This is a genomic window from Blastococcus tunisiensis (genome assembly GCF_900112815.1).
Classification (GTDB): domain Bacteria; phylum Actinomycetota; class Actinomycetes; order Mycobacteriales; family Geodermatophilaceae; genus Blastococcus_B; species Blastococcus_B tunisiensis.
This window is the reverse complement of record NZ_FOND01000009.1, coordinates 80,634-94,064: the sequence shown is the minus strand read 5'-3', so window position 1 is coordinate 94,064 and position 13,431 is coordinate 80,634. Positions and strand designations below refer to the sequence as shown.

General features: G+C 74.3%; 15 protein-coding genes and 1 pseudogene. 6 read left to right on the top strand and 10 right to left on the bottom strand.

From position 1 onward, the window contains the following. Positions 1-129 precede the first annotated feature (129 nt). The 5 genes from BM142_RS12860 to BM142_RS12840 form a co-directional block, all read right to left on the bottom strand. Positions 130-1,359, bottom strand: a complete 1,230-nt coding sequence (locus tag BM142_RS12860) for an NAD(P)/FAD-dependent oxidoreductase (protein WP_092199473.1) — start codon at positions 1,357-1,359, stop codon at positions 130-132. A gap of 5 nt (positions 1,360-1,364) precedes the next feature. Further along, positions 1,365-1,985 carry a GTP cyclohydrolase I gene (gene folE / locus BM142_RS12855; RefSeq protein ID WP_092199136.1) on the bottom strand — a complete coding sequence of 207 codons (621 nt, stop codon included), beginning with the start codon at positions 1,983-1,985 and terminating at the stop codon, positions 1,365-1,367. Beyond that, positions 1,982-2,434, bottom strand: a complete 453-nt coding sequence (locus BM142_RS12850) for a hypothetical protein (protein ID WP_092199134.1) — start codon at positions 2,432-2,434, stop codon at positions 1,982-1,984. The genes folE and BM142_RS12850 overlap by 4 nt, the downstream gene beginning before the upstream one ends. A 72-nt stretch (positions 2,435-2,506) precedes the next feature. After that, on the bottom strand, positions 2,507-3,190 hold the full coding sequence (locus BM142_RS12845; protein ID WP_092199131.1) for a helix-turn-helix transcriptional regulator: 684 nt from the start codon (positions 3,188-3,190) through the stop codon (positions 2,507-2,509). A 60-nt stretch (positions 3,191-3,250) separates the two neighbouring features. Then, positions 3,251-3,682 (bottom strand): MarR family winged helix-turn-helix transcriptional regulator, encoded by a 432-nt coding sequence (locus BM142_RS12840; RefSeq protein WP_254790866.1) that lies wholly within the window; start codon positions 3,680-3,682, stop codon positions 3,251-3,253. A 96-nt stretch (positions 3,683-3,778) separates the two neighbouring features. Here BM142_RS12840 and BM142_RS12835 point away from each other — a divergent pair, with 96 nt between their 5' ends. From BM142_RS12835 to BM142_RS12820, 4 genes are all read left to right on the top strand, one after another. Next, positions 3,779-4,798 carry a universal stress protein gene (locus BM142_RS12835; RefSeq protein WP_139228881.1) on the top strand — a complete coding sequence of 340 codons (1,020 nt, stop codon included), beginning with the start codon at positions 3,779-3,781 and terminating at the stop codon, positions 4,796-4,798. A gap of 118 nt (positions 4,799-4,916) precedes the next feature. Then, complete coding sequence (locus BM142_RS12830; RefSeq protein WP_092199470.1) at positions 4,917-6,764, top strand: NAD+ synthase; 1,848 nt, start codon at positions 4,917-4,919, stop codon at positions 6,762-6,764. Continuing rightward, a complete protein-coding gene (gene panB / locus BM142_RS12825; RefSeq protein WP_092199122.1) occupies positions 6,761-7,591 on the top strand; it encodes a 3-methyl-2-oxobutanoate hydroxymethyltransferase in 831 nt (276 codons plus the stop codon). The genes BM142_RS12830 and panB overlap by 4 nt, the downstream gene beginning before the upstream one ends. Positions 7,592-7,638: 47 nt before the next feature. Next, on the top strand, positions 7,639-8,076 hold the full coding sequence (locus BM142_RS12820; protein WP_092199118.1) for an ester cyclase: 438 nt from the start codon (positions 7,639-7,641) through the stop codon (positions 8,074-8,076). Here the strand turns inward: BM142_RS12820 and BM142_RS12815 are convergent. The 5 genes and pseudogenes from BM142_RS12815 to BM142_RS12795 form a co-directional block, all read right to left on the bottom strand. Further along, on the bottom strand, positions 8,073-8,468 hold the full coding sequence (locus BM142_RS12815; protein WP_092199115.1) for a DUF2784 domain-containing protein: 396 nt from the start codon (positions 8,466-8,468) through the stop codon (positions 8,073-8,075). The genes BM142_RS12820 and BM142_RS12815 overlap by 4 nt on opposite strands. Before the next feature lie 30 nt (positions 8,469-8,498). Beyond that, a pseudogene (locus BM142_RS12810) lies at positions 8,499-9,188 on the bottom strand (helical backbone metal receptor); the annotation flags it as partial. A 58-nt stretch (positions 9,189-9,246) separates the two neighbouring features. Then, a complete protein-coding gene (gene npdG, locus BM142_RS12805) occupies positions 9,247-9,942 on the bottom strand; it encodes an NADPH-dependent F420 reductase (protein ID WP_092199109.1) in 696 nt (231 codons plus the stop codon). Positions 9,943-10,046: 104 nt separating this feature from the next. Further along, entirely contained in the window at positions 10,047-10,229 is a 183-nt protein-coding gene (locus BM142_RS12800; protein ID WP_092199106.1) for a hypothetical protein, read from the bottom strand. 74 nt (positions 10,230-10,303) lie between these two features. Continuing rightward, positions 10,304-10,777: a cupin domain-containing protein gene (locus tag BM142_RS12795; protein ID WP_092199103.1), complete on the bottom strand. Its 474-nt coding sequence runs from the start codon at positions 10,775-10,777 to the stop codon at positions 10,304-10,306. Between the two features lie 123 nt (positions 10,778-10,900). On the opposite strand from BM142_RS12795, the gene BM142_RS12790 reads away from it, so the two are divergent. Continuing rightward, complete coding sequence (locus tag BM142_RS12790; RefSeq protein ID WP_092199100.1) at positions 10,901-12,043, top strand: GGDEF domain-containing protein; 1,143 nt, start codon at positions 10,901-10,903, stop codon at positions 12,041-12,043. Positions 12,044-12,104: 61 nt separating this feature from the next. Continuing rightward, a complete protein-coding gene (locus BM142_RS12785; protein WP_092199095.1) occupies positions 12,105-13,415 on the top strand; it encodes a M24 family metallopeptidase in 1,311 nt (436 codons plus the stop codon). Positions 13,416-13,431: the final 16 nt, after the last annotated feature.

The following is a 13,431-nucleotide window of genomic DNA, read 5'->3' as shown; positions in this document are numbered from 1 at the left end:
GCGTCCGCTCGTTTCCGGGATGTGACAGCGCCTTCTGGGAGCCCCAAGCCTGCCCCTTCCGGGCGAGGAGCACACCACTTCCCATGGGCGGCGTGTCCCGTGCGGCGTGGGCGTGGGGCCGCCCGGCTGTCAGGCCGCGAGCCGGTCCAGGGGCGTGTCCGGATCCGTGAGGGCGGCGACCGGTACGTGCCGGCGCGCCCGGATGAGCTGCTGGATCGGCTCGGTGACGTCCCAGACGTTCACGTTCATCCCCGCGGTGATCCGGCCGTCCTGCAGCCAGAACGCGATGAACTCCCGCCCCTCGACGTTCCCGCGGCAGACCACCTCGTCGCCCGGACCGCCCACGCCCGAGTACTCCATGCCCAGGTCGTACTGATCGGTGAAGAAGTACGGCACGCGGTCGTAGTCCACGGCCTGGCCGAGCATCGACCGGGCAGCGGCCGGCCCCTGGTGGAGCGCGTTCGCCCAGTGCTCCACCCGGACGTACCGGCCGTAGCGGCGGTGGAAGGCCGAGGCGACGTCACCCGCCGAGAAGACGTCCGGTGCGGACGTCCGCAGGGCGTGGTCGGTGACGACGCCGTTGTCCACCTCCAGTCCCGCAGCGGCGGCGAGCTCGACGTTCGGGACGGCGCCGATGCCGACGACGACCACGTCGGCGGGCAGCCCGGCATGGCGGTCGGTGACCACGTTGGTGACGCGGCCGCCGGTCCCCCGGAACTCGCGCACCGTCGTGTCGGTGAACAGGTCGACGCCCCGGTCGCGGTGCAGCCGGGCGAACACGGCGCCCATCTCCGGCCCCAGCACCGCGTGCAGCGGGGTGGGCTGCGGCTCGACGACGGTGACCGCGTTCCCGTGATGGCGCGCGGCGGCGGCCACCTCGAGGCCTATCCAGCCGGCGCCGACGACCACGACCTGCCGGCCGCCGCCGGAGAGGTCGGCGAGGAGCCGGTCGGCGTCGGCGAGCGTGCGCAGGTAGCCGACCCCCTCGAGGTCTGCGCCGGGCACGGGGAGCCGGCGCGCGGAGGACCCGGTGGCCAGCAGCAGCTTCGCGTAGCTCAGCCCCTGCCCCGCCTCGAGCTCCAGACGGTGCCCGGCGGCGTCGAGCCGCGTGGCCCGGACGCCGGTCCTCAGGTCGACGTCGTGCGCCTCGTACCAGCCGCTGTCGTGCACCCGCGCCTCGTCCCTGTCCTCGGCACCGAGCAGGTAGCCCTTCGACAACGGTGGCCGCTCGTAGGGGTTCTCCGCCTCGGCGGCGACGAGCACCACATGCCCGTCGAAGCCCTCGGCGCGCAGGGTCTCGGCGGCCTTCGCGCCGGCCAGCCCACCGCCGACGATCACGAACGGTTCGGATCCGGACATCGCGGTCACCCTCCGATCCCGGTCAGTGCGAAGAACTCCTGCCGCGAGCGACCGTCGTCCCGGAGCAGCCCGTGCAGTGCCGACGTCGTCGTCCGGGCGCCACGGGCCCGAACTCCGCGCAGGGACATGCAGAGGTGCTCCGCCTCGATCACGACCCCCACACCTCGGGGGGCGAGGTTCTCCTGCAGCCAGTCCGCGACCTGCCGGGTGAGCCGCTCCTGCACCTGGAGGTCGCGGGCGAAGAGGTCCAGGACCCGGACGAGCTTGGACAGCCCGAGGATGCGGTCACCGGGGAGGTAGCCGATGTGGGCCACTCCGGAGAAGGGCAGGAGATGGTGCTCGCAGAGCGACTGGACGGGGATCGCCGTGGCGAGGACCAGCTCGTCGTAGCCCTCGTCGTTCGGGAAGGTCGTCAGGTCGAAGTGCGGAGCGCTGAGCAGTTCGGTGAAGGCCGCCGCCACGCGGCGCGGGGTTCCGGTCAGGTGCGGACCCTCCGGATCTCGGCCCAGCGCCCGCAGCAGGTCGGCCACCGCTCGTTCCGCGGCCGGCACGTCCACGGCGGTGCGGTCCCGGAGGACGCGGAACCGGCCGGTGGTCGGCGCCGTGAGCGACTGCGCCGCGGTCATGCGCGCGGGGCGGTATCGGTGCGAGCGCCGGGCGAGTAGCGGACCGCCAGGCGGGCGAGGGCGACGGCCGCGACCAGCAGGCCGAAGTCCCGCAGCGCGACGTCGTGGAAGCCCGGGATCGTCAGCAGGTTCAGGATGATCCCGCCGAGCCAGGCAGCCACCAGCCAGCCACCGAACCGGGGGACGACGGCGACGGCGACGCCCGCCAGGACCTCGACGACGCCGACCGCGTACATCGCCTGCTGCGCGGTGCCGGGGACCAGCTCGTCGAGCCAGGGCGCCAGGAACAGCGGCCAGTCGGCGAGCAGGCCGGTGAACTTGTCCAGGCCGAAGGCGATCGGCGCCACGGTGAAGACCGTCCGCAGCAGGACGAACGCCTGGTGAGCCGGGTCCGCGGCGGTGGGTGCACGTCCGGACGGTGGCCGGGAACGGTTCAGGTGGATCGTCATGATGGGCTCCTTCTAAAACCAATGATGGTTAGAAGTAGAGACCTGCGTCACCCTGCTGTCAACACCGCGGCGTCACGCCCGGACGGCCGGCTCCAGACGCACGCAGCACCGGCCCGGCTCGGGCCGCAGCTCGGCGGTCAGCCCGATGTCGCCGGCGCCGTCCAGGACCCCCTCGAGGAGCCGCAGGTTCATCCCGCAGACGAGTTCGGTGTGCTGCTGCGCCAGAGCGTGGAAAGGGCAGTTGGCCAGCGCGACCGCGCCACGTTCGTCGCGGGGCTCGAACCCGTGGAGCTCGAGCATCCGGAGCACGGCGTCCCGGCCACCGCCCGAGGCGCCCGCCGAGAGCTCCCGACCACGCGTGAACGCCTCGCGGTGCAGGACCGCGGCGGGACGTTCGCCCGAACGCTCCGCCTCGACGAGCGCGGCCGCCAGGAGGTCACCGGCCAGGTCGTAGCTGCGCCCGGGCAGGGACACCGTCACCGAGCACTCCGACCGCCGGTACAGCTTGGCGGGTCGGCCGGCCCCGGGGCCGGTGCGGCCCGAGCGCCGTTCGAAGGAGACGTCCAGCAGACCCTCGCTGACCAGCCGGTCGAGATGGAACGCGGCCGTCGCCCGCGGCACGTCCAGCGCCTCCGCCACGGCGTCCCGGCCGACGGGAGACGCCTGGCGGACCACGTGGTCGTAGAGCCGCCGCCGGGTCGGTTCGGCGAGCGCGGCCACCGCCGCGACGCCCGCCGAGCGACGGTCCTCCTCCATGCCTCGAGTCTAGAACCAACAAGAGTTGCCGAAACAGCCCCGCACGGGTTCCCTCGCTGATCAGTCCGGCGCACGCCAGGTCGGCGGGACCAGTGCCGTGTCCAGCCGGCGCAGCTCGTCGCGGTGCAGCGCGCTGAGCCGTCCGAGCATCTGCTCGCCCTGGGTGGTCAGGAGGACGCGCACGACCCGGGCGTCGGCGGGGTCGGGCGCTCGCTGCACGAGGCCCTGACCCTGCGCCCGGTCGACCAGCTCGACGACGCTGTGGTGCCGCAGTTGCAGACGGTCGGCCAGCTCCCCCACCGTCGCCCAGTCCCTCTCCGGGAAACCCTTGAGGGCCAGCAGCAGCTGGTACTGCTGCGGGGTCAGCCCGTGCCGACGGACGGTCTCCTCGCTGAAGCGCAGGTAGCGGCGGATGCCGAACCGGAAGCGGGCCAGCGCCTCGAAGTCCTGCTTGCCGAGCGGCACGCCGGCCGAGGGGTCGTCGAGTGCCACAACGCCATCAGACCACGGACGGAGGACCCTGATGACGTCGAAATATCGGGTTACGATACGCATGCATTCGACGGTGCCGCGCTGGGGAGGGTGCTCGTGCTCAGTGATGCCGAACGCCGCACCGCCTCCCAGCTCGAGGCGGACCTGCTCTCCGACGCCGCCTTCGCCCGCTCGATCCACCCGTCGATGTCCGGACTGCAGACCCTGTCCTGCCCCGTGCTCGTGGGGGTGGGGAACGACGGCGCCCCGGCCGCCGTCGAGTGGGCCGCCGCCGAGGCCGCGGCCATGGGCAGCATGCTGCGCCTCGTCCACGTCGTCCGGTACCCGGTCACGCCGGACCTCTTCGGCGTCGTCCCGGGCGATCCGGCGGCCCACCTGCACCAGGCGGCCGCCGAGATCCTCGACGCCGCCGCGGCGCGGGCCCGTCGCACGTCCCCCGCTCTCGAGGTGTCCGCCTGCCTGCTCCCGGGGCCCGCGAGCCACGTGCTGCGCCGGGAGAGCACGCACGCCCGGTTGCTGGTGCTGGGCGCGCCCGGCCCGTCGTGGACCGGGATCCGCCGCCTGGTGCAGGGCTCGGTCCCGTCGCGACTCACCGCCTCGGCGCACTGCCCGGTGGCGGTGATCCACGACGGCGCACCGGCCGACCACCACGACGGTCGACCGCCTCCGGTCGTCGTCGGCGTCGACGGCACCGACAGGTCCGAGGCCGCCGTCGCCTTCGCATTCCGGGCCGCCCGCCGGCGCCACGTCGGCGTCACCGCGGTCCACGCGTGGACCGCGGACCACCCTGCGGACCTGGAAGGGATGTGCGCGCCCGCCCCGACGAGCGAGGCGTGCGCCCGCGCGCTCACGGAGGCCGTGGTCGCCCCCTGGCGAGCGCTCTACCCGGACGTCCCCGTGCAGACCGAGGTGGTGCCATGCGACCCGGCGTCGGCGCTGATCCTGGGCTCCCCCGGTGCCGCACTGGTCGTCGTGGGGTCTCGGATGCGCGGGAGGGCCCTCGGGGCAGCTCTCCCCTCGATCAGCCGGACCCTGCTGGCCGGCGCCGCAGGGCCCATCGCGATCGTGCCGCGCGGAGCCCTCGCCCCTCACCGGAACACGCCGCGCAGTCGCTAGCGCGCGAGGGCCCCGGGGTCGACGCGCGGCCGGCAGCCCGCTCGCCGCCGGTCGGCCGGGAACGGGCATCCCCGCCCCGCCTGGGCGAGTGCTCCACCGGACGACCAGACTGGTCGCCGTGAGCGATCAGCTGCAGCTGCGCGTGGCCCTGGCCCAGATCGACACCCGGGTCGGGGATCTGGCGGGCAACGCCGACCTGGTGACCACCTGGACGGCGAGGGCCGCCGCGGACGGCGTGCACCTCGTGGTCTTCCCGGAGATGACGCTGACCGGGTACCCGGCCGAGGACCTGGTGCTCCGCGAGTCGTTCGGCCAGGCCAGCGAGCGCGCGGTCGCCGAGCTCGCCGGCACGCTGGCCGAGCAGGGCCTGGCGGAGGTCGCCGTCGTCGTCGGCTACCTGGCGCACAGCGCGGACGGCGCCCCGGGCCCGGCGGCCGCGGCGCAGGGCGGGGAGCGGGAGGACGACGCCGAGCTGCCGGGCGACGCCAACCCCCGCACCGGCACGCCCCGCAACGCCGCCGCCCTGCTGCACGGCGGGCGGGTGGTGGCCCACTACTACAAGCGGCACCTGCCGAACTACGGCGTCTTCGACGAGGCGCGGCACTTCGTCCCGGGCACCGAGCTGCCGGTCGTCCGGCTGCACGGCGTGGACGTCGCGCTGACCATCTGCGAGGACCTGTGGGTCGAGGGCGGTCCGTGCGGGGTCGCGGGCCGCGCCGGCGTCGATCTCGTCGTCTCCCCGAACGCCTCGCCCTACGAGCGCGCCAAGGACGATCTGCGGCTGCCGATGGTGCGCCGGCGGGCGGCCGAGGCGGGGGCCCCGATCGTCTACTGCAACCAGGTCGGCGGGCAGGACGAACTGGTCTTCGACGGCGACTCCATGGTGGTCGCCGCGGACGGGACGCTGCTGGCCCGGGCGCCGCAGTTCGTCGAGCACCTGCTCACCGTGGACCTCGCCGTCGACCCCGCTGCGGTGAGCGATCGCCGCGACGGCCGGCTCGGCCCGATGACGGTCACCCGGCACACGGTCTCCGACCAGCCGGTGCCTGCCTTCCCCCCGCGCCCCGGCACGGTCGCGGAGCCGCTGGCCGACTGCGAGGAGGTGTGGCGGGCGCTGGTCCTCGGCCTGCGCGACTTCATCGACAAGAACGGCTTCCCCTCGGTGGTGCTGGGCCTCTCGGGCGGCATCGACTCCGCGGTGGTCGCGGCGCTGGCCGCCGACGCGCTCGGTGCCGACCGGGTGCACGGGGTGGGGCTGCCGTCGAAGTGGTCCAGCGACCACTCCCTCGCCGACGCCGAGGACCTCGCGACGCGGATCGGCCTGCACTGGTCGGTGGTGCCGATCGCCCCGATGGTCGACGCCTTCCACGGGGCGACCGAGCTGACCGGCCTCGCGGCGGAGAACCTCCAGGCACGGGTGCGCGGCACGCTGCTGATGGCGCTGTCCAACCAGCACGGGCACCTGCTGCTCACCACCGGCAACAAGAGCGAGGTCGCCGTCGGGTACTCCACCCTCTACGGCGACTCCGCCGGCGGTTTCGCGCCGATCAAGGACGTGCTGAAGACCCTGGTGTGGGATCTCGCCCGCTGGCGCAACGAGCACGCGCGCTCGCGCGGGGAGGTGGAGCCCATCCCCCAGCGCTCCATCGACAAGCCGCCGTCGGCCGAGCTCGCCCCGGGCCAGCAGGACAGCGACTCGCTCCCCTCCTACGAGGAGCTCGACGCCGTCGTCGCCGACTACGTCGACCGCGACCTCGGGATGGCCGAGCTGCTCGAGCGCGGGCACGACCCGGACGTCGTCGCCCGCGTCCTCCGCCTGGTGGACGCCGCGGAGTTCAAGCGCCGCCAGTCGGCACCTGGTACCAAGATCAGCCTCAAGGCGTTCGGCCGGGACCGGCGCCTGCCCATCACCAGCCGGTGGCGGGAGACCCTGCCCACCGTCCGCGAAGGAGCGCACATCCAGTGAGCGAGTCGGTCGTCTACGGCGGGCAGTCCTCCGCGCGCGTGCGCATCCACCACCTGCAGCAGGCCAAGCAGCGGGGCGAGAAGTGGGCGATGCTCACCGCCTACGACACCTTCAGCGCGGGCATCTTCGAGGAGGCCGGCATCCCGGTGCTGCTGGTGGGCGACTCGTCGGGCAACGTCGTCCTCGGCTACAGCAGCACCGTCCCGGTCACGGTCGACGACCTGCTGGTCATGACCAAGGCGGTGACCCGCTCGACGAAGCGGGCACTCATCGTCGCCGACCTGCCCTTCGGCAGCTACGAGTCGGGCCCGCAGCAGGCGTTCGACAGCGCCGTCCGGTTCCTGAAGGAGGGCGGCGCGCAGGCGGTCAAGCTCGAGGGCGGCGCGCGGGTCGCCCCCCAGATCAGGCTGCTGGTGGACGCCGGCATCCCGGTGATGGCGCACATCGGCTTCACGCCGCAGAGCGAGCACGCGCTCGGCGGCTTCCGGGTGCAGGGCCGTGGCGCCGGTGCGGAGCAGCTGCTCGCCGACGCCCGCGCCGTCCAGGAGGCCGGGGCGTTCGCGGTGGTGCTGGAGATGGTGCCGGCCGCGATCGCCGGCCAGGTGACCGAGGAGCTGTCGATCCCGACGATCGGCATCGGCGCCGGCGTGGGCTGCGACGCCCAGGTGCTGGTCTGGCCGGACATGGCCGGGCTGGGCGGCGGCCGGGTGCCGACGTTCGTGAAGAAGTACGCCGACCTGCGCGGGGAGCTCCTGCGGGCCACCCGGGAGTTCGCCGACGAGGTGCACAGCGGCGTCTTCCCCGGCCCCGAGCACTCCTTCGAGTAGGGCCGCCGGCCCCTGGTGGGACCGTCGCACGGACGGGACCGTGGTCCATGGGCATCGAGGAGAGCAAGGGCGTCGTCCGCCGGCTCGTCGAGGACTGCGTGAACACCCACCGTGCCGAGCTGCTCGAGCAGTTCGTGGCCGCGGACGTGCGGGTCCACCCGGGGAGTCCGGGCACAGCGCCGGACACCGAGGGCGTGGATGCACTGCGTCGGGCCTTCGCCGGCTTCCGGACGACCTTCCCGGACCTCCGCGTCACGCCCGAGCAGTTCGTCGCCGAGGGCGACCTGGTCAGCCTCCGCTGGACGGCGAGCGGCACCCACTCCGGCCCGTTCGCCGGGATCGAGCCGACGGGGCGGCGGGTGGCCTGGGGCGGGACGGACACGTACCGGCTGTCCGACGGCAAGGTCGCCGAGTGGTGGCGCAACGAGGACGTCGTCTGGCTGCTGCACCAGATGGGTCGCGACCTCGTTCCCGCGGACAGCTAGCGGGAAGTCGCCGGTGACCGGAGCGGATGCTCGCGGGGGCGCCGCGACCGCAGGACGAGCAGCCCGTAGCCGGCCAGGTTCGGCAGGACGGCGATGACGAGGACGCCCACCTGCGTCGACGTCGCCCCGATCGGGAAGCCCAGCGGATCGGTGATGTAGTGCCCGATGAAGCCGCCGTCGTAGCCGGGCGCGCCGGCCCGCTCCCGCAGCGCCAGCTCCCAGGTGGTCAGCGGGCAGTCCGACCCGGTCAGGTACAGGCCGAGGACCACCAGCGCGACGGGGACGTGCAGCCACAGCAGGCCCGGCCGGCGCAGCGCCAGCAGCGAGCCGGTCAGCATGAACAGGACGGCGCCCGCGTGCAGGACGGCCACCGCGTCCGCGAGCAGCAGCACGCTCCCGAGTGTCCCACCGCGGCGTCGCGGTCAGGCCCGGAGCTGGGCCAGCAGGATCTCCGGCGCCTCGACCAGGGAGGGCCCGTACCAGGTGAGGTGGCGGCCGCTGACGAACACCGGACGCGCCTGCGGCCACGCCTCCGGACCGTCGTCCGGGGTGAAGGCGTACGGCTCGTCGGGGAACACCACCAGCTCGGCGGCGACGGATGCCAGGTCCGCCGGCGCGAGCGTCGGGTAGCGGTCCGGCGCGTCGGCGAGCACGTTGCGCACACCGAGGCGGGCCAGCAGGTCACCGGCGAAGGTGTCGCGCCCCAGCACCATCCAGGGACGGCGCCAGACCGGGACCACGGCACGCACCTCCGGCAGGCGGGGCGGATCGGCCCACACCTCCCGCGCGCGCACCAGCCAGGCCGGGTCGGGCCGGTCGAGGACGGCGCACAACCGGCCGAGCGAGTCCAGCGCCTGCCCGACCGTGGCCGGGGCCGTCATCCAGACCGGGATGCCCGCGCTCCGCAGCGCGGTGACGTCCTCCTCGCGGTTCTCCTCCGCGTTGGCGACGACGAGGTCCGGTCGCAGCGCGACCACTGCGGGCACGTCGGGCCACTTGGTGCCGCCGACCCGGGGCACGTCCAGACCCGCGGGATGGGTGCACCAGTCGGTGGCACCGGCGAGGAGCGTGCCGTCGGTGGCGGCGATGGCCTCGGTCAGCGACGGGACGAGGCAGACGACCCGCCGCGGAGGCGGGCCCCCGTACGCCGTCCCCCGGTCGTCGACGTGCCTATACGTCGGTGATCCGCACGCCGGCGTGGACCTTGTACCGGCGGTTCACCGACACGAGGTTGACCGTGAGGGCCTCCACCTGGCGGGCGTTGCGCAGCCGGCCGGCGTAGATCCCCCGCATGCCCGGCAGCCGGCTGGCCAGCGCCTGGACGGTGTCCATCGAGGTGCGGTCGTCGCCGACGACCATGACGTCGCCGTCCAGCGTCGGCCGGGACAGGTCCTCGAGCAGGACGGCCGACAGGTGGTGGAACGCCCCGACGACGTGGCTGTCGGGCAGCAGTGCGGCGGCCTGCTGGGCGACGCTGCCCTCCTCGACGTCGAGGACGTAGGCGCCGAGCTCGTCGAAGCCCATGGGGACGACGCAGTCGACGACGATCTTCCCGGCCAGCGGGGTGGCCAGCTCGGCGAGCGTGGCGGCGTGACCGGCGTAGGGCACGGCCACGATCACCAGGTCGGCGGCGCCGGCGACGTCGACGTTCGACCCGCCCTGCACGGAGACCTCTCCCCCGCCGGCGGCGGTGGTGGCCCGCTCCGCGACCTCGGCGGCCACCTCGGACGCGCGCTCGGCGTCCCGGCTGCCCAGCAGGATCCGCTGTCCGGCGGCGGCCAGCCGGACGGCCAGCCCGCGCCCCTGCGGCCCGGTGCCACCCAGCACCCCGATGACCAGTTCCTCCACAGTGCGCCCGTCAGACACGAAAGTCCCCTCCATCGGCCCCGGCCCGCCCCGGGCCACCCGGCGATCATCCCCCGCGCGGACGACGTCCCCCGCACCCGGGCGGGGTCAGCCGGTGAACGCGGTCAGGCGCCTTCCCACCGCCGGTCCTCCGCGTCGAGCTGCTCGTTGCGCTCGGCGACCGACTGCAGCGCGTGCTCGGCCTCCTCGCGGGTGTCGTAGGGACCCAGCCGGTGACGCTCCGCGCAGCCGTCGCGGGACTCCACGGTGTGGTGCTTGAGACAGAAGAACCAGGGTCCCTCGGCCATGCGTGCCTCCTCGGTCGGCGTCGGTGGCGGCCGTCTCCGCCGGGTCCACCCTTCCACCGGCCGGGTGAGGCCGCTCAGCCGTCGACCATCTCCTGGTCGTGGCGGGCGTAGAAGGCGGTCATCTGCTCGGGGGTGAGCGTCCGGCCGCTGCGCCGCAGCTCGGCCAGCTCCAGGAAGAACCGCTCCCGGGCGATACCGGGGGCGAACAGGATGAGGAAGGTGGCCCACTCGTCGCCGTCGTTGCGGAAGCCGTGCGCCCCGCCCTCGTGCACCAGTGCGAAGTCCCCCGGCGCGAGCGGGTCCCAGGATCCCGCGTGGTGGACCGTCAGTTCCCCCGAGAGCACGTAGAACGACTCCGAGAACGTCCGGTGCACGTGCGGGGCGGCCCCGGGGCTGTGCGGGGCCAGGTGGTACTCGACGAGCCCGTAGCGCCCGGCCGTCACCGAGCCCGGGGCCACCATGCGCAGCCGGCTGCTCTCGCCGTTGGACACCAGGGGGTGGGCGGCGAGCGTCCGGACGTCGACGAGCGCCGGATCGACGTGGGACATGCGCCCAGCCTGGCAGCCAGGCGGGTGCGCGTCACCCTCCCCGGCGACGTCCGCCGGGCGGCTCGCGAAAAGAACGCGGGGCCGACCGGTTACAGAACGGCACCGGTACGGCATCCTTCGGTCATGACCGGCCGCTGGCAGCCCGATCTGGACCGCGGCATCCCGCCGCTCGGCACCGCTGAGGGCGACCCCAGCACCGAACACCGGGTGGGCGCGTTGACCCTCGCCGGCATGCTGGTCCTGGGTGCGCTGATGGGCGGGATCAACCTCCTCGTCGACGGGGTGCTCACCGAAGGCACCGGCCGCTGGGTCTACGGCGCCACGATGGTCGCCCTCCTCCTCATGGCGGTTCCCCTGCTCGTCCGGCAGCGGGCCGACCGGTGGCACATGTTCGCGCTGGTGCTGCTCGGGGATCTCATCTACGTGGTCGTCGTCCTGTGCGTCGACGACCCCCTGCGGTACGCCACCCCGCTGATGCTGCTGTTCCCCGCCTTCGTCGCCGCCTGGTTCCTCGGCCCGTGGGAGCTCGGCGTCAACATGGTCGCGACGACCGTCGCCTGCCTTGTGGGCCTGTGGCCCAGCTACGAGAACGCCGTCGGCCTCGCCGTCCAGGTCGGGGTCAGCGCCGGCATGCTGAACACCGGCGCTCTGGGGGTCTTCGTGCTGCGCCGGCGCGTGCAGCGGCTGCTGGTGGCGACCGAGACGCTCACCCGGCTCGACCCGCTCACCGGGCTGTTCAACCGCCGCTACCTGGTCGAGCACAGCCCGCGGATGTGGCGCCAGGCCCGCCGCGACGGCAGCCGGCTGGCCGCGATGGTGCTCGACCTCGACCACTTCAAGCGGCTCAACGACGCGTACGGGCACGCCGCCGGCGACGCCGTCCTGCGGGAGGTGGCGGCGGCCCTGGCCGCCGCCGTCCGGCCCAGCGACGTCCTGGCGCGGACCGGCGGGGAGGAACTGCTCGTGCTCGGGCAGGTGGCCGACCCCGACGAGGCCCTCCACCTCGCCGAGCGGCTCCGCGCAGCGGTGGCCGGCAGCGTCACTCCCGACGGGCACGCCATCACCGCGTCCGTCGGCGTCGCCCTGGCCCGACCAGTGGACGGGCAGGACCCCACCGACGAGCTGTGGCGGCTGGTCGACCGGGCGGACGCGGCGATGTACGAGGCCAAGCAGCAGGGCCGCGACCGGGTCGTCTCCCTCTGGGTGCCCCGCGCCAGGACCCCCCTCGCCGGCGGGCTCGTCCCGAGCCGCGGCGACGCCGGCTGAGCTCTCCCCCGCCCGCGGGCACGGGGAGCAGGGACGTCCGTTCTCTGTTTCGCTGTCAGGCATGACGCTGGTGGCGCCCGACCCCGCCCGCTCGGCACCGCTGTCGTTGCGGGAGCAGGCCGACGTCCGCGACCGGTGGCTGACCCAGCGCCTGCTGGACGTGCTGCCCGGGCTCATGGACCGCGCGGACATCGACCTCTGGCTGGTCATCGGCCGCGAGTACAACGAGGACCCGGTGCTGGCCACGTTGCTCCCCGCGACGTGGCTGTCGGCGCGCCGGCGCACGATCCTGGCCCTGCACCGCAGCGACGACGGCGTCACCGCGGCGGCGGTGTCCCGCTACCCGGTGGGCCAGTTCCTGCCGGCCTGGTCCCCCGAGGATGCCGGCGGGCCGCCCGCCGAGGAGTCGCAGTGGGCCGAGGTGCGCCGGATCGTGGAGCAGGCCGATCCGCGCCGCATCGGCATCGACGTCTCCGAGAGCTTCGCCCTCGCCGACGGGCTCTCGCACACCGAGCACCGGCTGCTGGTGACGGCGCTCGGTCCCTACGCCGACCGGCTGGTGCCCGCCGAGGACCTGGTCGTGGGCTGGCTGGAGACGCGCCTGCCCGAGGAGATCCGGGCACTGCACGCCGCCAACGCCCTCGTCCACGAGGTCATCGCCGAGGCCTACTCCCCCGCCGCCCTCGTGCCGGGGACGACGCGGGCGACGGACCTGGCCTGGTGGATCCGCCAGCGCCTGCACGACCTCGGGGTCGAGCCGTGGTTCCACCCGAGCGTCGCGGTGCAGCGTGCCGGCGTCCCGCTCGCCCGGGAGCGCGGGACGCTGCTGCCCGCCGTGGCCTACGACGCCGTCATCCAGCCCGGCGACCTCGTGCACTGCGACGTCGGGTCCTCCAGCCTGGGGCTGCGCACCGACACCCAGCGCAACGGGTACGTGCTGCGGGACGGCGAGACCGCCGCACCCGCGGGACTGCGGGCGGCGCTGCACGTGGGCAACCGGATGCAGGACCTGACCGTCGAGGCGCTGGCCCTCGGCCGGACCGGGAACGAGGTGCTCGCCCGCGCCCGTGCCACCGCGGCCGCCGAGGGCATCGACGGGGACGTCTACTCCCACCCGATCGGCTCCCACGGGCACGGGGCGGGGCCGGCCATCGGCAGGTGGGACGAGCAGGGTGGCGTCCCCGGCGCCGGCGACTACCCGGTGCACCCGGACACGGCGTACGCCCTCGAGCTCGCCGTGCGGCTCCCGGTGCCGGAGTGGGCCGGGCAGTGCGTGCGGATGGCGCTGGAGGAGGGCATCGCGCTCACCCGGGACGGCGTCGAGTACCTCGACGGCCGGCAGACCGAGCTCATCCTGATCCCGCCGGGCTGAGCGGGGCCGGGACGGC

Excerpts from the sequence above, each read along its gene's own strand:
- BM142_RS12845 (WP_092199131.1), bottom strand. The coding sequence starts at position 3,190 with ATGGAGGAGGACCGTCGCTCGGCGGGCGTCGCGGCGGTGGCCGCGCTC.
- BM142_RS12820 (WP_092199118.1), top strand. The coding sequence starts at position 7,639 with ATGGGCATCGAGGAGAGCAAGGGCGTCGTCCGCCGGCTCGTCGAGGAC.
- BM142_RS12785 (WP_092199095.1), top strand. The coding sequence starts at position 12,105 with ATGACGCTGGTGGCGCCCGACCCCGCCCGCTCGGCACCGCTGTCGTTG.
- BM142_RS12795 (WP_092199103.1), bottom strand. The coding sequence starts at position 10,777 with ATGTCCCACGTCGATCCGGCGCTCGTCGACGTCCGGACGCTCGCCGCC.
- BM142_RS12800 (WP_092199106.1), bottom strand. The coding sequence starts at position 10,229 with ATGGCCGAGGGACCCTGGTTCTTCTGTCTCAAGCACCACACCGTGGAG.
- BM142_RS12850 (WP_092199134.1), bottom strand. The coding sequence starts at position 2,434 with ATGACGATCCACCTGAACCGTTCCCGGCCACCGTCCGGACGTGCACCC.
- BM142_RS12860 (WP_092199473.1), bottom strand. The coding sequence starts at position 1,359 with ATGTCCGGATCCGAACCGTTCGTGATCGTCGGCGGTGGGCTGGCCGGC.
- folE (WP_092199136.1), bottom strand. The coding sequence starts at position 1,985 with ATGACCGCGGCGCAGTCGCTCACGGCGCCGACCACCGGCCGGTTCCGC.
- BM142_RS12790 (WP_092199100.1), top strand. The coding sequence starts at position 10,901 with ATGACCGGCCGCTGGCAGCCCGATCTGGACCGCGGCATCCCGCCGCTC.